Source organism: Clostridium moniliforme (assembly GCF_017873235.1).
Classification (GTDB): domain Bacteria; phylum Bacillota; class Clostridia; order Clostridiales; family Clostridiaceae; genus Clostridium; species Clostridium moniliforme.
Map to the genome: position 1 here is coordinate 1 of NZ_JAGGJZ010000006.1, position 19830 is coordinate 19830.

General features: G+C 26.2%; 18 protein-coding genes, 1 pseudogene and 1 riboswitch. Of the genes and pseudogenes, 7 read left to right on the plus strand and 12 right to left on the minus strand.

From position 1 onward, the window contains the following. Positions 1-185 (minus strand): annotated as a pseudogene (locus J2Z53_RS09345) (ornithine carbamoyltransferase); the annotation flags it as partial. A gap of 460 nt (positions 186-645) precedes the next feature. Here J2Z53_RS09345 and J2Z53_RS09350 point away from each other — a divergent pair. After that, complete coding sequence (locus tag J2Z53_RS09350; RefSeq protein ID WP_234925826.1) at positions 646-1734, plus strand: ATPase; 1089 nt, start codon at positions 646-648, stop codon at positions 1732-1734. A gap of 55 nt (positions 1735-1789) precedes the next feature. On the opposite strand, the gene J2Z53_RS09355 is transcribed toward J2Z53_RS09350, so the two are convergent. The 4 genes from J2Z53_RS09355 to J2Z53_RS09370 are packed head-to-tail and all read right to left on the minus strand — an operon-like array spanning position 1790 to position 6848. Further along, the gene (locus J2Z53_RS09355) at positions 1790-3886 is read right to left on the minus strand and encodes a HelD family protein (RefSeq protein ID WP_209797231.1); all 2097 of its coding nucleotides are present in this window, start codon (positions 3884-3886) and stop codon (positions 1790-1792) included. Between the two features lie 27 nt (positions 3887-3913). Continuing rightward, the gene (gene ftsH, locus J2Z53_RS09360) at positions 3914-5977 is read right to left on the minus strand and encodes an ATP-dependent zinc metalloprotease FtsH (RefSeq protein WP_209797232.1); all 2064 of its coding nucleotides are present in this window, start codon (positions 5975-5977) and stop codon (positions 3914-3916) included. A gap of 32 nt (positions 5978-6009) precedes the next feature. Then, on the minus strand, positions 6010-6627 hold the full coding sequence (gene lepB / locus J2Z53_RS09365) for a signal peptidase I (RefSeq protein ID WP_407927658.1): 618 nt from the start codon (positions 6625-6627) through the stop codon (positions 6010-6012). Next, positions 6627-6848, minus strand: coding sequence for a DUF3006 domain-containing protein (locus J2Z53_RS09370; RefSeq protein WP_209797233.1), 222 nt, complete (start codon positions 6846-6848; stop codon positions 6627-6629). The genes lepB (J2Z53_RS09365) and J2Z53_RS09370 overlap by 1 nt, the downstream gene beginning before the upstream one ends. 292 nt (positions 6849-7140) lie before the next feature. Here J2Z53_RS09370 and J2Z53_RS09375 point away from each other — a divergent pair, with 292 nt between their 5' ends. Next, on the plus strand, positions 7141-7509 hold the full coding sequence (locus J2Z53_RS09375; protein WP_209797234.1) for a DUF3784 domain-containing protein: 369 nt from the start codon (positions 7141-7143) through the stop codon (positions 7507-7509). A gap of 44 nt (positions 7510-7553) precedes the next feature. Here J2Z53_RS09375 and lepB (J2Z53_RS09380) read toward each other — a convergent pair whose 3' ends face one another. The 3 genes from lepB (J2Z53_RS09380) to J2Z53_RS09390 all read right to left on the minus strand — a co-directional run bounded on the left by lepB (J2Z53_RS09380) (position 7554) and on the right by J2Z53_RS09390 (position 10517). Further along, entirely contained in the window at positions 7554-8060 is a 507-nt protein-coding gene (gene lepB / locus J2Z53_RS09380) for a signal peptidase I (protein ID WP_209797235.1), read from the minus strand. Between the two features lie 35 nt (positions 8061-8095). Next, positions 8096-9391, minus strand: coding sequence for a diaminopimelate decarboxylase (lysA, locus tag J2Z53_RS09385; RefSeq protein ID WP_209797236.1), 1296 nt, complete (start codon positions 9389-9391; stop codon positions 8096-8098). A 144-nt stretch (positions 9392-9535) separates the two neighbouring features. After that, positions 9536-9704: riboswitch (Lysine riboswitch) on the minus strand. Between the two features lie 132 nt (positions 9705-9836). Then, on the minus strand, positions 9837-10517 hold the full coding sequence (locus J2Z53_RS09390; protein ID WP_209797237.1) for a beta/alpha barrel domain-containing protein: 681 nt from the start codon (positions 10515-10517) through the stop codon (positions 9837-9839). Positions 10518-10685: 168 nt separating this feature from the next. On the opposite strand from J2Z53_RS09390, the gene J2Z53_RS09395 reads away from it, so the two are divergent. Together J2Z53_RS09395 and J2Z53_RS09400 are read left to right on the plus strand one after the other, a co-directional pair. Next, positions 10686-11939, plus strand: coding sequence for a DUF1576 domain-containing protein (locus J2Z53_RS09395; protein WP_209797238.1), 1254 nt, complete (start codon positions 10686-10688; stop codon positions 11937-11939). Then, on the plus strand, positions 11929-12276 hold the full coding sequence (locus J2Z53_RS09400) for a hypothetical protein (RefSeq protein ID WP_209797239.1): 348 nt from the start codon (positions 11929-11931) through the stop codon (positions 12274-12276). The genes J2Z53_RS09395 and J2Z53_RS09400 overlap by 11 nt, the downstream gene beginning before the upstream one ends. 97 nt (positions 12277-12373) lie before the next feature. Here the strand turns inward: J2Z53_RS09400 and J2Z53_RS09405 are convergent, their stop codons facing one another. Next, positions 12374-12865: an NAD(+) diphosphatase gene (locus tag J2Z53_RS09405; protein WP_209797240.1), complete on the minus strand. Its 492-nt coding sequence runs from the start codon at positions 12863-12865 to the stop codon at positions 12374-12376. A gap of 74 nt (positions 12866-12939) precedes the next feature. Next, complete coding sequence (sfsA, locus tag J2Z53_RS09410; RefSeq protein ID WP_209797241.1) at positions 12940-13632, minus strand: DNA/RNA nuclease SfsA; 693 nt, start codon at positions 13630-13632, stop codon at positions 12940-12942. A gap of 442 nt (positions 13633-14074) precedes the next feature. On the opposite strand from sfsA, the gene J2Z53_RS09415 reads away from it, so the two are divergent. From J2Z53_RS09415 to J2Z53_RS09425, 3 genes are all read left to right on the plus strand, one after another. Beyond that, positions 14075-14314 (plus strand): DUF1292 domain-containing protein, encoded by a 240-nt coding sequence (locus J2Z53_RS09415; protein WP_209797242.1) that lies wholly within the window; start codon positions 14075-14077, stop codon positions 14312-14314. Positions 14315-14472: 158 nt separating this feature from the next. Then, complete coding sequence (locus J2Z53_RS09420; protein ID WP_234925828.1) at positions 14473-15741, plus strand: alkaline phosphatase family protein; 1269 nt, start codon at positions 14473-14475, stop codon at positions 15739-15741. Positions 15742-15865: 124 nt separating this feature from the next. Then, a complete protein-coding gene (locus J2Z53_RS09425; RefSeq protein WP_209797243.1) occupies positions 15866-16165 on the plus strand; it encodes a DUF3892 domain-containing protein in 300 nt (99 codons plus the stop codon). A gap of 47 nt (positions 16166-16212) precedes the next feature. On the opposite strand, the gene J2Z53_RS09430 is transcribed toward J2Z53_RS09425, so the two are convergent. Further along, entirely contained in the window at positions 16213-17148 is a 936-nt protein-coding gene (locus J2Z53_RS09430; protein WP_209797244.1) for an alpha/beta hydrolase, read from the minus strand. Between the two features lie 197 nt (positions 17149-17345). Further along, positions 17346-19823 (minus strand): DsrE/DsrF/DrsH-like family protein, encoded by a 2478-nt coding sequence (locus J2Z53_RS09435; protein WP_209797245.1) that lies wholly within the window; start codon positions 19821-19823, stop codon positions 17346-17348. Between the last annotated feature and the right edge of the window lie 7 nt (positions 19824-19830).

The window sequence follows — 19830 nt, forward strand, 5'->3', positions numbered from 1 at the left end:
CATCTTGTTCTTGTTGATGTTTTTTCAAATAATAATACAACATTTTTTCCTTTTAAAGAATCTCCTAATATTCCTGCTCTCTTTTTTGCCTTTAAGTCACGAGAAAGGTCTAAAAGATATCTAATTTCTTCTGGTGTAAAATCCTTTAATGTTAAAAAACTTCTTCCTTTTAAATTAACTGCCATTTTTTATTCCTCCTTAAGTTAAATGAAATTAATAAATAATGGCTAACTTAAATATTAGATTTCTTTAATACATTAAGTTAACTTTTATTTTGTTTTAAATTATTATATATCTTCTTTTAAATAACTACAAAGGATTTTTTTTACAAAAAATGCATATTTATTTTTATCTCTTATTTATCTTAAATAAATATACTTTATTTAATATTATTTGAACAACTTTTCTTATCTTCATCTGCTTATATATTTATCTTAGCTAAATAAGTAAATTATATATTAATGTATATTTATTTATATATTAATATTTATTGCTTTTAATATTTCATACTGTTTTAAAAAACTTATAAATATTTATGCAAATTTTATGCATATAATCATACTACTAATATATAGTAACAAAAATATATAATCTTATATATAATGTATTATTTCTATTATTAAATTAGGTAAAAGAAGGTGCATTATGAATAAGATAAAAATTAGACATATGTTTCTTGGTAATAATACCTCTGAAGGTTTCTACTCTCTTTTTAAATATATTATTTCACAAGAAGATGCAAATAGAATAATTTGTTTAAAGGGAGGTCCTGGAACTGGTAAATCATCCTTAATGAAAAAATTATCTTTTTATTTCTCAACTAATTCTTATACAGTAGAAGAATACCACTGTTCTTCTGACGACCAATCTCTTGATGGAATTTTAATTAAAGATTTAAAGGTTGCAATATTAGATGGTACATCTCCTCACATGACAGACCCTATAACTCCTGGGGCAGTTGATAAAATAATAGACCTAGCAAATGCCCTTAATCATAAAAATTTAGTGCCTCATAAAAATAAAATAATTGAACTAAGTAATGAAATAAGTAATTGTTTTAAAAGAGCCTATATATTTTTTAATTCTGCAAGTAAAATATATTTAGATTGGGCAAATATTAATAAAAGTTGCATAAATAAAAACTTATTATCTAAATTTGAAAGTACTTTTAAAGGAATGGTTCTACAGAAAGAAACAAAATCTAATATTGGTGATGAAAGACATCTTTTTGCAACTGCTTTTACTCCAAATGGTATAGTCTCCTTTGGTAAAGATTTATCTAATCTTACTAAAAACTTATTTGTTCTTAAAGGAGAACCTGGTCTATATAAAAGTGAAATATTAAAATCTATTGGAAAATCTGCCACAAATTCTGGCTTATATGTTGAATATTATCATCATCCATTACTTCCAAATGAAATTGAACATATAATAATCCCAGAAGCTGACTTAGGAATATTTACAGAAAATGAAATTTCAAAACTTAACTTTAATGGAACTTTATTTGATATGTCCTCTCTCTGTTATAAAAACAAATTAAATAGATATAAAGATGAATTAGATTTTGATAAATGTGAATTTGATATTTTATTAAATAAAGGACTTTCATTAATAACTCAAGCTAAACTTCTTCATGACAAATTAGAAAAAATTTATGTAGATAATATGGATTTTGATGCTGTAAATAAAATTTATAATGATATAATTTTAGATTTTGAACAGTTTAAAAAATAATAAAAAAAGGACCAACTTAAAATAATTCTTAAGTTAGTCCTTTTTATTTTAACTTTTATTTTTGTTTTATTACTGATAACCTATGAAGTGCTCTAGTTGCCATAATGTATTTAACAAGATTAGGAATTTCTTCCTCATCCTCTAATATTATTACCCCATCAAATTCTAACCCCTTTGCAAAATATGCTGGAATTAAAACTTTACCACCTTTATAAAGTATATCATTTCTATCAAAAGTAAGTATTTTGACCTTCTCTTTTAAGTTATGAGAAATCTCTTTAAGGTCTTCCTTCTTCTTAGTAATAACAGCTATACTTTCAAGTCCTTCTTCTTCATAATCCTCTATTATTGAAGTTATAGTATCTATAGTTTCTTGAATATTTTCAGTTTCTTCTAAAAGAACTTCTTCTCCATTTCTTACTAATGGGATAATTCTCTCTTCATTTAAAAACTGACTTGCATACTCCATTATTTCTTGAGTTGATCTATAACTTTTATTTAATGAAAATTCCATTGCCTTGTCACCGAAAATTTCATCTAAATTAAGCATTGCAGGCTTTTCTTTTGTATCTATAAGTCTTTGATTACTATCTCCTACTATTGTTAAGCTACTACAACCTGTTAATTCTTTTAATACAATAAATTGTAAATAATTATAATCTTGAGCTTCATCTATTACAATATGTTTATATTCTTTTTTAGTTTGTTTACCATTTAGCTTAATCATTAAATAAAGAATACCAGCAAGGTCCATATAACCTAATACATTTGTATTAGTAGCCTTTTTATAAATACTTAAAATACTTTCATGAGAAATCCATTCATCAATTCTATCCCTTGAATTCATTACTTCTCTTATTATTTCTCTTATTTTAATTCTTCTTTGAAAATCTAAATTATTCTTTTCGAAAATAATTTCATCTTCATTTAATTCACTTAATTTTTTTTCTATTTCTTTGTTTAGTTTCCAAACAAGTTCATCTCTTTTATCTTTTATTTTTGAAGTAAGTATTCTTTTAATTTTTTCACTTCTTCTAAATAAAGGCATATAAGAATAGTACTCATTAAATAAGCTATCTATTTCTTTTTTGGACACTATTTCTTCTCCAAAGAATATAACTGCTTCTGGACTGAAATAATTAGCATCCATATTCTTAATTAAGTCATCTAATTTATTAACAAATTCACGAGAGCTTTTTTCTTTATACTCTTTAAGTGCTTTTTCATTTCCCTTCATTGCTTCTTCAATGTAATAAGAAAACTCTATAGTATCTTCTTTTAATCCTATTTCTCTTTTCGCAAAGGCTTCAAAGGTCATATTATCTATTCCATCTTCTCCTAATGAAGGTAATACTCCTGCAATATAGTCCATAAAAATATCATTTGGTCCAAGTATAAGAACTTTATCTCCAAATTGTTTTCTAAAATTATATAATAAATAAGATACTCTATGAAGAGCTATGGTTGTTTTACCAGAACCTGCTACTCCATTTACAACAACAACCTTATCTTTTGGAGCTCTTATAATTTCATCCTGTTCTTCTTGAATTGTCATTACGATATCTTTAAGCTTTTCAGAAGAATTGCTTGTTAAAACCATTTGAAGTATATCATCTTTTACATCAACTGCTGAATCAAAAATACCCTTTAGCTCTCCTTTTTTTACTATTAACTGTCTTCTAGCTAAAATGTCTGCTTTAATTTCTCCAACTGGTGATTCATAAGATGACCTACCAAGACTTCCTTTATAAAATAAAGAAGCAATAGGAGCACGCCAGTCTACAATAACTGGTTCATATGCTCCTTCTTTTGTTAATCCAAATCTTCCTATATAAAGTTCTTCTGGATTACTATCTTCTTCAAGAAAGTCTATCTTTCCAAAGTAAGGTGACTCTTTTAAAATTGTATATTCTTTAAGCTTTTTATCAATACTTTTAAAAGCTTCTTCTTTTACATAAGCTTCATGATCAAAATAATCTAATACTTTATCTTCATCATCTCTATATTCTTCTATAACTTTTTTTCTATATTCTACTATATAGTCTGTTATATATTTTCTTTTATCTATATAACTTAATATTTCTTCATTTATTATATTTAAAGTTTGATCTAAATGTTGTTCTTCCATTAGGAAATCTAGGTTATTATTCAAGTATCTACATCTCCTCTTGATTTAAATTTATTGGTTATCTTCACTCTCCATACTTGAAGAACTCTCATTTTCACTCTCATTTTTCTCTTTTTCATTTTCAATTTTAGAATCAACAGTTTTAGTAATAGCTGTTTCATCTTCACCATTATTAGAAACTTCATTTAAAGTATTCATTGTTCTTATATTTGCTTTATTTTCTTTCCTACTTTCAGCAAGCATCTTTGCTTCTCTTCTAGCTTCTTCTTTTATTTTATCTTCTTCTTCTTTTTTCTTTTTCATTTCTGGATACTTTTTATATACTATATCCATAAATTCGTCTCCAAAAATAGTTTCCTTTTCAAGAAGTACACCTGCAATCTCATCTAAAAGATCTCTATTTTCATTTAGAAGTCTTCTTGCTTTTAAATGGCATTCTCTTATAATCTTTAAAACTTCTTTATCTATTAAAGTTGAAGTTTCTTCACTGCAATTTCTAACAGATCTTCCATCTAAATATCTATTTTGTACTGATTCAAGTGCCATCATATCAAACTCATCTGTCATACCATACATAGTAACCATACTTCTTGCAGACTGTGTTGCTCTTTCTATATCATTTGAAGCACCAGTTGAAACTAAATTAAATACTTCCTCTTCAGCTGATCTTCCTCCAAGCATTACTGTAATTTGATTTATTAATTCTTCTTTAGAAATTAAATACTTTTCCTCTTCTGGTAACTGCATAGTATATCCTAATGCACCCATAGTTCTTGGTACTATTGTAATTTTATGAACTGGGTCTGCTCCATCTAAAAGTGCTGCAACTAAAGCATGACCAACTTCATGGAATGCAACAGCTTTCTTTTCTTTAGGTGAAAGTATTCTATCTTTCTTTTCCTTACCTGCTATTATATCTTCAACAGCTTCTCTTAAGTCATCTTGAATAACTTCTTTTCTTCCTTCTCTAACTGCTCTAAGTGCTGCTTCATTTATTATGTTTGCAAGATCAGCTCCTACAGCTCCTGGAGTACTCTTTGCTATCTCTTCAAAATCTACATCTGAGCCAAGTTTAATGTCTTTTGCATGAACTTTTAATATAGCTTCTCTTCCTGGAAAATCTGGTCTATCAACTATTACTCTTCTATCAAATCTACCTGGTCTTAATAAGGCTTTATCAAGAATTTCTGGTCTATTTGTAGCTCCAAGTATTACTATACCTTTTGATGAATCAAAACCATCCATTTCAGAAAGTAATTGGTTAAGAGTTTGTTCTCTTTCATCATTACTTTGAAGTTGATTATCCCTACTCTTACCAACAGCATCTATTTCATCTATAAATATTATACAAGGTGCTTTCTCTTGAGCATCTTTAAATAATTCTCTAACTCTCTTTGCACCAGCACCAACAAACATTTCAACGAAACTTGATCCTGAAATTGAGAAAAATGGAACCTTTGCCTCACCAGCTACAGCTTTTGCAATTAATGTTTTACCTGTTCCTGGAGGTCCAACTAAAAGTGCTCCTTTTGGTAACTTAGCTCCTATTTCTGTATATTTACTTGGATCATTTAAAAAGTCAATAACTTCTTCAAGAGATTCTTTAGCTTCTTCTTGACCTGCAACATCTTTAAATGTTACTCCAATCTCATCTTCCATATAAACTTTAGCATTATTTTTACCCATGGACATCATTCCACCGCCCATTTTGCCTGCCATTTTTGAGAATAATAATTTCCAAATAAAGAACATTGCAATGATTGGTAATCCATAAACTAATAGTAAATCTAGAATTGGTGATTGTTTAGGGTTTTGACCTGTAACATCAATTCCAGCTGCATTTAATTCTTTAAGTAAATTGTTATTTGGTATATTTGCAGTATATAAAGTTTTATCTTTAAATTTGTTTTTGTCATTTGGTGTTATTATTAAATTGTCATTAGTTATTATAACCTTTGATATTTGCTTATCTTTTACCATTTGTTGAAATTGAGTATAACTAATTTCTTTATTCATAGAAGTTTCTCTAATATAGTTAAATGACATTATTATAGCTAAGGCAATTATAAAATAAATAATACCTGCCTTATTTCTTTTTTTATTTTGTTGTTCCATATTTTATCCACCTCTTTCTTTTGTATAAGTCCTTAATTTAAAAATCCCATACTATTAAAAGGATAAATCCTAACTTGTGCTTCTCCTCTTATCTTGTCACCACTAATATAAGGATTTTTCCAGAAACGAGAATCATTTGAGTTAGCTCTATTATCACCTAAAAAGAAATATTTACCTTTTGGTACCTTATATATTCCATAAGAATCCATTGGATATTTTACATAAGGTTCATCTAACTTTTTACCATTAACATATACAGAAGTTCCATCAATTTTTATTGTATCTCCTGGAAGTCCTATAAGTCTCTTTATAACAGTTTCATTAAGTTCATCAGAATCAAATACAACAATATCTCCTCTTTTAAGTTTATCTGGATTATAAACTCTAGTTACTAAAAGCCTATCTCCAACATTCAATGTTGGAACCATTGAGGAACTTGGAATATATACTTTATAAATTAAAAATTTATTTATTAGTATAGCAATTACTACTGCTATAAATACTGGTATAATCCAATCATAAAAAAAATTTTGTTTTTTAACTTTTGCTTTTCTTTTGCCCCTATCAGATCTTTTCATGGTATAATCAGTTATTTTTATATCATTTTTATCTGATTTTTTTTCATTTAGCTCTTCATTATTCTCAGTCATTATTCCACCCACATTTCGTTCATTAATTCTCTAATATCCTTTTTTCGTCTTTGGGTTTCATCTTCATCATAATAATATTTATTATTTTTTTTATACAATACGTCTCCCTCTTTTAGTGACATTTGGATTTCATCTTTATTAACATTTATCATCTCACCATCAGGAGATTCCAAAATGTAATATTTATCTTCTTTTCTATCCACTATATATATTTCTTTCATAAATATTATCTCCATTTTTAACCTTTCTAAAACTTGATATTATCATTAATTATATCATATTTTATTGTAAAAATTCTCTGGACCTATTTAATTTTATTAAAACTTAATTAAGGTTTTGTAATAGATACAATATATTTTTAATTTTCTCCTCCTTATTTTAAACTTCATTATTATATTATAACATATATAATTTTAATATGTATATTATATAATATAAAATACCTTATTTTAAAGTTGTATTTATCATTTATTAGTTGTATAATATTGTAAATACTATTTAAGGAGTTTTTTTATGGGTAATGAATTAATTGCTTTTGCATTAATATTTACAATACTAGGATTAGCTATTCATAAATTTAAATGTTATTGGTTAATTTCAGGTTATAATACTGCTAGTAAAGAGGAAAAACAAAGTGTAGATATAAAAAGTATAAGTAAAATTCTTGCTAAATCTCTTTATTTTTCATCAGCAATTTGTATAATATCTTACTTAATTAATTTAATTTATCCTCTTTCAAAAAATTTTTATCCACTTATTGTTTTAATTCCAGTTGCTTTTGGAATATTAAAAATGGGATTTTTAAAATTTATGGATAAATCTGAAAGTATTGCTATTACAATTTTAATAATACTATTTTCTATTTTAGCTTCATTAATTTAGTTATATAAAAAAAGGCAATTATATAAAAATATAATTGCCTTTTTTTATTTTATACTTCCAAAATTATTAAATGGATATACTCTTAACTGAGCTTTTCCCTTTATATCCTTTGCATCTATATAAGGATTTTTCCAATACCTAGCATCTAAAGAAGTTTCTCTATTATCTCCTAGGAAAAAATATTTATTTTCTGGTACTTTAAATTCTCCAAAATAATCATCATTATACTTCAAATACTCTTCATTTATAAGTTTGCCGTTTACATATAACTTTTTGCCTTGTATACTTATTTCATCTTTTGGAAGACCTATAAGTCTCTTTATCATATTTTCATTTTCTTCTTTATTATAAAAAACCAAAATGTCTCCCCTTTTTAGATTATCTAAATTGTATATTCTAGTGGCTAAAAACATATCTCCCTCATTTATAGTTGGCTTCATAGAACCTGTTGGCACCTCAACATTAAATATTAGAAACTTGTTTATTAATATAGCAAGTATAATAGCTATAAAAATAGAAATTACCCAATCTTTTATTAAATTATTTCTCATAATTTTCCCTTTATAACCCCTTATTTATTTTGAATTTAAATTACTTCATTCTTTATTATATCATCATAGCTTTCCCTTTTACATATAATTCTACTTTCACCGTTGCTAACCATAACAACAGCAGCCTTTGGTATTTTATTATAATTATTAGACATTGAATATCCATAAGCTCCAGTAGACATAACTGCAAGCAAATCTCCACTTAAAACTGATGGTATTTTTATTGCCTTTAATAATATATCTCCTGATTCACAACATTTTCCTGATATTGTTACCTTTTCCTTTGAATCATATATTACTCTATTTGCTACTATGCATTCATATCTAGCATTATACAAAGCAGGTCTTATATTATCTGTCATACCACCATCTACTGATACATATTTTCTTATTGATGGAATATCTTTTATTGAACCAATTGTATATAATGTTATCCCTGCATTACCTGAAATTGATCTTCCTGGTTCTATTACAAGAATAGGTTTTTCTAAGTTGATTTTTTTGCATACTTCATCAACTTTATTTAATATAGCATTACAATATTCTTCTGTTTCTTTTGGTTTATCTTCATTGCTATAATAAATTCCAAATCCACCACCTAAATCTAATTCTTTAATTAAATATCCAGTTTCATCTTTTATTCTTTTAATTAATTTAAGCATTATCTCAGCTGCATCTTCATAAGGAGTTATCTCAAATATTTGTGATCCTATATGACAATGAAGTCCACATAAATTTACGTTTTCTAATTTTATTGCTCTTTTAATAGCATTTATTATATTATCACCAACTGGTGCAAATCCAAACTTAGAGTCAATCTGTCCAGTTTTTATATACTCATGAGTATGTGCTTCTATTCCTGGTGTAATTCTTAAATATATATTTTGAATTCTTCCTTCTTTTTTTGATATTTGATTTAATTGTTCTATTTCAAATAAATTATCAACTACAAAAGTTCCAACACCTAATTTTACTCCCATATTAATTTCTTCTAAAGTTTTATTATTTCCATGAAATAATACTCTTTCAAGAGGAAAATTAGCTTTATAAGCAGTATAAAGTTCTCCACCTGATACAACATCTAAATAAAGACCTTCTTCTTCTACTAATTTACACATGGAAAGAGTCAAAAAAGATTTTCCTGCATATGCAACCTTATTTCCATTTTCATAACATTTAAATAAACTAAAATATTTTCTACAGTTATTTCTTAATAATTCCTCATCCATAACATATAAAGGAGTTCCAAACTCCTCTGCTAGTTTTGTTGTTTTTACTCCACCAATTACCAATGTGTTTTCTTCGATTTTCATATTACCAAATAGTTTCATTATGATTCCTCCACTCTATTTAAGTAAAACAAAACGCCACAGAATAATCTGTGACGGGTAATAGCGTGTGATTTAAGGTAAATTACTTACAACAACATTACCATTACAAAAATTTGCAAAGGTTAATAATCATATGTAACTTTTTCTCCTTGTAGCTCTCCACGTTATGTGACAGTGATGCATATATTATACACATCCCCAGCTGAATTATATTTGCTTATAATTCAACTTCGGCCAATTTTCCTTTCATCTTTTATCTTAGTTTGCAAAACTCCAAAAGATTACTCTTAATTTCGGCGCCTCTACCCTAGGTTCGTTTCCTTTTTATTATTATATTAAATTTTATTATTTATGATAACATATTTTATAAAAAAAACAATACTTTTAATATTTAATATTTGTAAAATATATAAAAAATTAATATGAATTTAATATATATTTTATATTATATTTTTCTTTCTCTATAAGAATTCATTATATCTCCTAATATCTCAGCAGATGATGGTGGTGTATAACTTATTGCATTAGCTCCCGCCTCTATAGTTTCAAGTATACTTTCTTCACTTCTTCCACCTGTTGCTATTATAGGAATTAATGGATAGTCCTTTCTTATTTTTCTTATTATATTAACTGTATTTTTTCCACCTGATACATTTATTATTGTTGCACCTGCATTTAATCTTTCTTCTATATTTGCATCTTCTGAAACAATTGTAACTACAACTGGTATATCTATAGTTTTTCTTATTCTTCTAATTATACTATTAGCTGTTGGTGCATTTACAACAATTCCAATAGCTCCTTTAAATTCTGCATCTAGTGCAAGGTTAACTACTCTTCTTCCTTGAGTTATTCCTCCACCTACTCCACAAAATACTGGAACATCTGCAGCTGTTACTATGGCTTCAGTTATTTTCGGCTGGGGGGTAAAAGGATATACCGCCATTATAGCATCTGCATTTGTATTTTTTATCATTGCAACATCTGTAGAAAACATTATAGATTTAATTCTTTTTCCAAAGATTTTTATTCCACTACATTTTCTTATTACAGCTGGTGCTTCAATTATATGATTTCTTAAAGTACCTAAAATTTCTGGTACATATTTTTCGTTATCCTTTTTCATAATTATCCCTCCATAAGTTTATTTGCTTTTACACTATATTATAGCTCCAACTTTACTTTGTGAAAACAAAATATTTATAAATATCTTTAATTATTTTATAGCTAAAAATGTAATTTATATAATATAATATTAAAAAACTATGAATTTTAATAAAGAGGTGAAAAGACTGTGATTGAAAAGAAAAAGCTCTTCTTACCATATAAAATTTTATTGGTTATTTATTTATTTTTTATAGTTACAGCCTTTATTGTTAATTCACCCCATGAAATATTTATTGGTTTGAAGAATATAATTTTAACTCCTGATATATTAATTACTGATTATATTGAAATTGGAGGTATTGGTGCTACTTTAATAAACGCTGCATTAACAAGTATTATAAGTATATTTATACTAGTTATTGTAGGTATAAAACCAAATGGATCCACTATTATGGCTTTATGGCTTATGACTGGCTTTTCTTTTTTTGGAAAAAATATATTTAACATATGGCCTGTTATGTTTGGTGTTTATTTATTCTCAAGATATCAAAAGCAACCGCTATTAAACTACTCATTAGTTATGCTATTATCTACTACTCTTGCACCAACTGTAAGTCAACTTAGTTTTGTTTCAGACAATTTATTTCTAGGACTATTTTTAGGGTCGCTGATTGGAATTATTATAGGATTTATATTAACTCCAATAGCAACTCATTGTATATCATCCCATGCTGGCTATAATTTATATAACATAGGCTTTGCATGTGGACTACTTGCAACTATTTTAATGTCTATATTTAGAGCTTTAGGCGTAGATTTTAAAACTCAACTAATATGGAATACTGATCATAATAAATTTTTTCTAATATTTATTTTAATAATATGTGTATATTTGATTTGCGTTGGTATTTACTTTGGAAAAGATACAAAAAATAATTTAAATAAAATAAAAAAGCAATCTGGAAAACTTGTATCTGATTTTTATTTACTATTTGGAAACACTGCTTATATAAATATGGGGATACTAGGAATATTTTCAACATTATATCTATTGCTCATAGGTGGAAATATAAATGGACCAACTATTGGAGGAATATTTACTATAATAGGATTTGGATGTTTTGGAAAACATTTAAAAAATATAATTCCTATTATGTTAGGAGCAACTATTGCTGCCATTTTTAGCGTATATAAACTTTCAGACCCTGGAGTTTTACTTGCAATACTTTTTAGTACTTGCTTAGCTCCCATTTCTGGAAAGTTTGGTTGGAAAATTGGAATAATTGCTGGAATGCTTCATGTTACATTAGTTACAAATGTAGGTTATTTACATGGAGGATTAAATCTTTATAATAATGGTTTAGCAGGTGGATTTGTAGCTATGATTTTAATACCAACTATAACTACATTTAAGAAAGAGGTTCGTACTGATGAAATTTAAAACTGAAAAAAATCTTAGAATAATAAATGAATTAATGGCATTTTGCTATCATTTTCATTCTGATGATATAAGTGTAAATATAAAAACTATTAATAATAAGTCTACAATAAAAATTAATGCACTTATTTATAACTTTCCTAAAAGGGATTATGATAATCTAATTGAAACATTAAATATACCTCGCCAACATGAAGTAGAACAATACTATTGGCAACTTGGTGGAGAAAGTGAATTCGATTGTGAACTTTCTTTAGTTGGAATGATGGTTGATACTGCTAAAGTAAAATATGACGATAATATACTTTATATTGAACTTGAAAGGATTGAAAATTCATAAATTCTTATATAAAAACTTTAATTACACTTTTGAATTAATTTTTTATATAAAAAGAGATGATTGTACTTTATATTTAATTTGCACAATCATCTCTTAATTATTCTCTTAATTTAATAATTTTTTCAACAACCTTACTACCTATTTTATCCTCTTTCATTTCTGATAAAGCTTTATTTATTTTAACCCATCCAATACCTTCAACTTCATCAGATTTATTTATTTCACCTTCACTATAATCTGCCATAAAGGTTATCATTAGTAGTTCCTTTCCTTTTACAAAATCAGAACCTAAATATTTTATATTTTTAACCTTTATTCCTGTTTCCTCAAGAACTTCTCTATAAACAGTTTCCTCTGCACATTCATCTTGATCTACATAGCCAGATATTAATACTTTAGAATTTTTGTATATGTAACTTTGCTTTAACAAAAGAATCTCATCACCCTTAATAACACCAACTACAATACAAGGTCTTGGTGTATCAAAATATAATATATCATCTTTAGGACAATACGGTACCTCTCCTTCATCCCAGCAATTAAACATTTCTAGTTTTCTTCCACACTTTGGACAAAATTTATATTTCATACATTTCTCCCTCTTATAAACAACATCAATTGTTTATATTATAAAATACACTTAAGTTTTTTAGAAGTGTATTTTTAAAAATTAACTTCTACCTCTTTATTTAATGTTATTCCATCTTTTAAAACAATACATTCATAAACAAATATATCTACCCCATTATCTCTAGCTTCTCTAAGTGCCATTCCAAATTTTTCATCTCTCTCATCATTAGGTGAAAAATCCTTCATATTATCCATTTGTAATAAAAATAAAATCCCTGCTCCTATTCCACTTTTTTTAACATCAATAAGTTCTAAAAGATGCTTTCTTCCTCTTTCAGTTGGTGCATCAGGAAACTGTGCATGACCTGAATCCTCTAATGTTACCCCTTTAACTTCTAAATAATATTCCTCTCCATTATCATTTTCTAATTTAAAATCAAATCTACTATTGCCAAAAGTTTTTTCTTTTAAAATATTATTATATTTTGATAATTTTTTTATCTTTTTATTTTTAAGTGCTTCAAAAACAACTTTGTTGGGTATTTGTGAATCAATACTTATAAGCATATCTTTTTTATAGACAGCAACTAAATCATAGGCTGTTTTTCTAGCTGGATTATCTTCTTTTCTTAATAATACTTTAACTCCTTCGATTAATAGTTCTTTACATCTACCTGTATTAGGTACATGTACCACAATTTCTTTTCCATTTAAATTTACTACTGCATTAAATCTATTTGGTCTACTAATAAATTTAGCTTCTAAAATCTCTTTATTGTATTTCATAATTATTCTCCCTTTGTGAATTAATTTCCAGTCATTTGACTTTGTGCACATATTATCAACAATAATGTTGATTATGTGGAAAACTTTTATTGCTACAGATTATTTTTATATAATAAATTTTAATAGATAATAGTTATTTCTACAACATCCATTATATTGATATTTTTTTTAATAAGATTCCACATATTGTGCATAAAAAGTTTTTTAAATATTTTGATAATTACACTAAAGTTATCCACATTTTGCTCTATTTTATCCACACTATTAACACAAGACCCTTTAACACCCTATGTTATAAGCTTTTAACTATTGTGCATTACTTTTCCATTTAATGGTTATCGTTGTTTATTTCTTACTATTTTTAATAAAAAAATAATCTTATTTTTAGCATAAAAAATCATTTTAATTAAATAATATTATTATAAGATAAGGAGTGATAAATTTGGCAAATGAAAAAATAATGACATTTCTAGATGAGAATAATAATAAAATTGATTATGCTATTTTAGAACAATTATTGATATGTGGTTCTGAATATGTAGCACTAGCTCCAGTTAATTCACCTAATCATGTAGAAATATTTAAAATTAAATTTGATAAAAACTGGAATGAATCGTTAGAAGAAGTTTCTTCTGAAAAAGAATTAAATATGTTTAAAACAGTTTCAAAATTAAAAATATAATTTATAAAAAATATTATTATAGTTAGTTTAAAGTAATTTTTTAATATAACTTTTAAAAATATTATTATTTTAAAAGTTTTTAAATTAATAATATCTATCTTCCTCCTTTAATAGTAGAATATTAATATAATATTTTACCTTAAAGGAGGTTTATTTTTTTGAAAAAGAAATTTATTATAATGTCATTTGATGCTGTTGATACAAATGATTTTAAATATATAAAAGAATTGCCTAGTTTTAAAAAGCTTATAAATGATAGTTCCTATTCCGATTCGGTTAAATCAATCTATCCATCTTTAACTTATCCTGCCCATTGTTCTATTGTTACTGGAAAATACCCGTTAAATCATGGGGTAATAAATAATATAAAAATTCAGCCTAATAGAAAAAGTCCAGATTGGTTTTGGAGTCAAAAATATATAAAAGGTAAAACTATATATGATGTTGCTAGAGAAAAAGGCCTTAGAACTTGCTCATTACTTTGGCCAGTTACAGCTAAATCTAAAACACTTAGCTTAAATTTACCTGAAATATTTCCAAACAGACCTTGGCAAAATCAAATTATAACTTCTGCACTAAACGGAACATTGTTTTTTCAATTAAAGGTAAATAAAATGTTTGGGAATCTTAGAAATGGAATTAAACAACCTAATTTAGATAATTTCACTTTTGAAAGCTTAATGTATGTTTTAAAAAATGATTTAGCTGATTTTATATTAGTCCATTTTACAGATGTGGATAGTCATAAACATGAGTTTGGTACTAAGTCTCCTGAAGTTATGATGGCTTTAAAATGTCAAGATGATAAGCTTTCTAAAATAATTAAATTTTTAGAAGATAATAATATATATGATTCTAGTACATTAATAGCCCTTGGAGACCATAGTTTTAAAGATGCAGGCTATGTAATTAAGCTAAATAAGCTTTTTATCGAAAAAGGATATATAAAAGTTAATAAGGAAAATAAAATAATTTCTTGGGATGTTTATTGTAATTATTGCGATGGCTCAGCTTATATTTATATAAATAATAATATTTCTAAGGATTCTATTTATTCCTTGATTAAAGAATTTTCTGATAATCACAATAATTGCATTAAATCTATATATACTAAAGAAAAAGCTGCTTCACTTGGAGCTTCTAATCAATGTGATTTTATGGTTGAAGCAAATGATGGCTATTATTTCATAAATTCAATTGAAGGAGATATTATTGAAAAAACCTTTGGAAAATATGATATTGCAACTCATGGATATTTACCTAATGACCCTAGTTACAAAACTATGTTTATTATAAAAGGAGAAAATATTAAAAAAAATAATTATATAGGAGAAATGAATTTAGTAGATGAAGGAACTACAATTTTTAATATGCTAAATTATCCAACTACTAATTGTGATGGAAATGTATTAGATATATTTTTATAGTATATGTTTTAAAATCAATACTTTCTAAACCATACTATTATAATAAAATTTTTTAATAATTTATTTTGAATAAATTATTTTGAATTACTTAAACTATTAATGTATCAAATGGAGGTGCATTAGTATGAATGATAATATGATTGGTAACTTACCTCAAAATATTAATAAAGAATCAAATTCTCCTAAATCTGATGCCCATGAAATAACCAAAGTAGTTAAACACGGAAGTAGAATAGTTGGTTATGAATTAGAAAATGGTCACCAAGTAGATAAATTTGCAGCTATTGAAATGGCTAAAAACGGTGACATTAAAGGTGTTAGAGTTAGTGTCTCCTCTAAAGGGGAAGAATATTTAAGAAGCCTACCTGATGATAATGAATCTAACAACTTACGTAATTTACCAACAGTAAAAATTCAATCATAATCATAAAACTCATTACTTCAAAAGAGGAGATTTAAATAAATCTCCTCTTATCTAGTTACCATATTATTTTTAAAAAATTCTATCATTTCATTTATACATATTTTTGATTCAGGAAGTGCCTGATTCAATTGATATATATGCCATAATTTTTTATGGCTTTTATCAAAGGAAAGCATTTTATATTTAATTCTTTTTTTAATAAGTTCATTTTCAATAAGTAAACTTTCACAATAAAGAGGATCATTTTCTGTAGTTGTTATAAATGTTTTAGGGAAATCTTTTGTCATATTTTTAATAACTGAAATTTCTTCAATCTTATTAGAATTAACAACATCCTCGCAATTATAAAGCATTTTGGCTAACATTTTTATAAATGGTAATTTTAAATTATAACAAGAACTAAAATCATTTAATCCACATAAAATACCTAATGCCCTTACACTATCTTTAAAATAAATTTTTATATTATATTTTTTATTATAATTATTATACATATCATTGTTGGAACATAATGCACCAATTAACCCTGCTATATGACCTCCTGAAGAATCTCCTACAATAAAGATATTATTTGTATCTCCACCATAAACCTCTCCATACTTATATACCCAATTAGCTCCTTTTATACAATCTATTATAGATGATGGATGAGGTCTAACTTCTGTTAATACATAATTTACATTAAAAACTATGAATCCTTTACTAGAAAGTGTTTTACAAAAATTATTGTATATTTTTTTATCACCTACAGCAAAACCTCCTCCATGATAATATATTAATATAGGAAGCTTTGATTTTATATATTTAGGCTTATGTATATCAAGTTTACATTTATTATCAAATAAATCATAAGTAATATCAAATTTTGAAATTACTCCCTCGGGTTCTTTTCCCATTTTATCATTAAATGATACAACTGCATTATTTACGTATTTAAAAATCTTAAAAATTATACTATTAGAATACTTTTTATTTACGTCCATAAATATAAAACACCTCCTTTATTTATATTGTTTTCTAATATAAAAACTTTAATACAAAATTTTTATAAAGATAAAATATATTTTAAACTATTATTAACATTTAATTATATAAAAAATAAAGAGTATATTAGTTTTATTACACTAATATACTCTCTATTTTTTTAAATTTTATTATTAATTATTTATATTATATTATCTTATATAAATAGATTTGAATTAGAATCCTCAGCTTCTCCTAAGTAGTAACCTACTCCTCCAAGCTTTACTCCATCTATTAATTCCTCTTCCTTAATTCCCATTACATCCATAGACATTGTACATGCAACAATTTCAACTCCATTATCTATTGCAGCTTCTATAAGTTCTTCTAATGATTGAATATTCTTTTTCTTCATTATTTCTCTAATCATTTTTGAACCCATTCCAAACATATTCATTTTAGATAAACCAAGTTTTTTACTTCCTCTTGGCATCATCTTTCCAAAAGCTTTTTCAATGACATTTTTATTTACATTAATTTTTTCTTCTTTTCTTAAAATATTTAATCCCCAAAAAGTGAAAAACATAGTTACTTTCTTTCCCATTGCAGCTGCTCCATTTGCTATTATAAATGAAGCTATTGCCTTATCTAAATCTCCACTAAATACAACTATTGTTTGTCCATTTTTCTCATTAACCTGTGAATTTGTCTTTTCTAAGGAATTTTCCATTTCACTTTTATTAATTCCTTTTATAAGTGAAGCCTTAATTATTCCCTTATCTTTATTAACACTTACTAAAGTATTTTTTGTTTTTTTAGCCCATGCTTCTATATCCTTAAAGAATCCTGGATCTGATGCAGTTACATTAAGAACTTCACCCTCTTCCATCATATCCATAGTCATTTTAACTTGCATTAATGGTCCTGGACAGCAAAGTCCCTCTGCATTAAGTTCTCTAACTTTTCTATCTTTCATCATATCTACAGCAGCTTCTAAACTATTTATATTTTCTTTGTTATCTATATTTTCTTTACTTAGTTCCTTAGCCTTGTATCCATAAGTTTTATAAGCTTTATATCCACCAGATAAATTTTTTGCTTTAAAACCATGTTGTTTTAATATTCTCTCTCCAATCCACCCTCTAAGTCCAACAGCACAATAAACCAATATTTCTTTATTCTTATCAAGTTCTTCTAATCTATCTCTTAAATTATTAAGTGGAATATGAATTGCACCTTCTATAATTCCATTATCTACTTCAATATCTTCTCTTACATCCAATAATATTTGTTTATCTTTATCAAATTTTTCTAAGTCCTCTACAAATATTAAATCAGTTAATCCATTACTTTCATTCTCTGCAATAAATCCTGCCATATTTTCTGGTGACTTAGCTGATAAAAATGGTGGTGCATAAGCAAGTTCTAAATCTCTTAAATCTTCCATAGTTCCCTTTAACTTAATTACAGTTGCCATTACATCAATAAATTTATCTACACCTTCAACTCCAACTACTTGAGCTCCTAAAACCTTACCTTCTAAATCATATAATACCTTTATTGATAATGGTTTAGCTCCTGGATAATATCCTGCATGAGTCATTGGATAAAGATAAACCTTTTTGTATTTAATTCCAAGTCTATTTAAAGTTCTTTCATTATTTCCTGTTGCTGCCCCTACTAAATCAAATACCTTTATTATTGAAGTTCCAAGAGTTCCTTTATAAACTGAATCAATACCTAAAATGTTATTAGCTATTATTCTTCCTTGCCTATTTGCAGGTCCAGCTAATGGAATATATGCAGTTTTTCCATTTACTAAGTCTGTAACTGCTACTGCATCACCTGCTGCAAATACTCCATCTTTATTAGTTCTCATATGACTATCTACTATAATATGACCTCTTTCACCAAGTTCAATTCCACTATCTCTTAAAAATTTAGTATCAGGAGTAACACCTATAGCAGATATAACAATATCTCCATTTATTTCTTTTCCACTACTTAATATAACATCTATACTATTTTCCTTATCCTTAAATCCTTTAACCATATCATTTAAAATAATAGAAACACCATTATCATTCATTTCCATTTCTAATAGTTCTGATATTTCTGAATCAAAGGGAGCTAGAATATGTGGTGCTGCCTCCACTAAAGTTACATTAATTCCTCTATGAACTAAATTTTCTGCTATTTCAATTCCTATAAATCCTCCGCCAATTACAATAACATTTTTAATATTTTCATTATCCACTTCTTTTTTTATTCCATCCATATCATTAATATTTCTTAATGTATGTATTCTTTTACTATCTTTTCCTTCTAAATTAGGTTCTATTGGTTTTGCCCCAGGTGATAATACTAAATAATCATATTCTTCTTCATATACTCCATTATTTTTAGAATTAACTTTTACTTTTTTATTTAAAGTATCTATTGAAGTAACTTCACTATTTATTCTTACATCAATTTCAAATCTCGCCTTCATTTTTTCTGGACTTTGAAGTATTAAATTTTCTCTATCTTTAATAACATTTCCTATATGGTATGGTAATCCACAATTTGCAAAAGAAATATACTCTCCCTTTTCAAAAATTATTATTTCTGCATTTTCATCTAATCTTCTAAGTCTTGCAGCTGTTGATGCTCCTGCTGCAACTCCACCAACAATTAAAACTTTTTTCCTACCCATAAACTTT

Coding starts and splice junctions, on each gene's coding strand:
- J2Z53_RS09370 (WP_209797233.1), bottom strand. CDS start 6,848: ATGAAAGAAATATATATAGTGGATAGAAAAGAAGATAAATATTACATT.
- J2Z53_RS09390 (WP_209797237.1), bottom strand. CDS start 10,517: ATGAAAAAGGATAACGAAAAATATGTACCAGAAATTTTAGGTACTTTA.
- J2Z53_RS09405 (WP_209797240.1), bottom strand. CDS start 12,865: ATGAAATATAAATTTTGTCCAAAGTGTGGAAGAAAACTAGAAATGTTT.
- lysA (WP_209797236.1), bottom strand. CDS start 9,391: ATGAAACTATTTGGTAATATGAAAATCGAAGAAAACACATTGGTAATT.
- lepB (WP_209797235.1), bottom strand. CDS start 8,060: ATGAGAAATAATTTAATAAAAGATTGGGTAATTTCTATTTTTATAGCT.
- J2Z53_RS09430 (WP_209797244.1), bottom strand. CDS start 17,148: ATGGACGTAAATAAAAAGTATTCTAATAGTATAATTTTTAAGATTTTT.
- J2Z53_RS09400 (WP_209797239.1), top strand. CDS start 11,929: ATGAAATTTAAAACTGAAAAAAATCTTAGAATAATAAATGAATTAATG.
- ftsH (WP_209797232.1), bottom strand. CDS start 5,977: ATGGAACAACAAAATAAAAAAAGAAATAAGGCAGGTATTATTTATTTT.
- lepB (WP_407927658.1), bottom strand. CDS start 6,627: ATGACTGAGAATAATGAAGAGCTAAATGAAAAAAAATCAGATAAAAAT.
- sfsA (WP_209797241.1), bottom strand. CDS start 13,632: ATGAAATACAATAAAGAGATTTTAGAAGCTAAATTTATTAGTAGACCA.
- J2Z53_RS09435 (WP_209797245.1), bottom strand. CDS start 19,823: ATGGGTAGGAAAAAAGTTTTAATTGTTGGTGGAGTTGCAGCAGGAGCA.
- J2Z53_RS09375 (WP_209797234.1), top strand. CDS start 7,141: ATGGGTAATGAATTAATTGCTTTTGCATTAATATTTACAATACTAGGA.
- J2Z53_RS09350 (WP_234925826.1), top strand. CDS start 646: ATGAATAAGATAAAAATTAGACATATGTTTCTTGGTAATAATACCTCT.
- J2Z53_RS09425 (WP_209797243.1), top strand. CDS start 15,866: ATGAATGATAATATGATTGGTAACTTACCTCAAAATATTAATAAAGAA.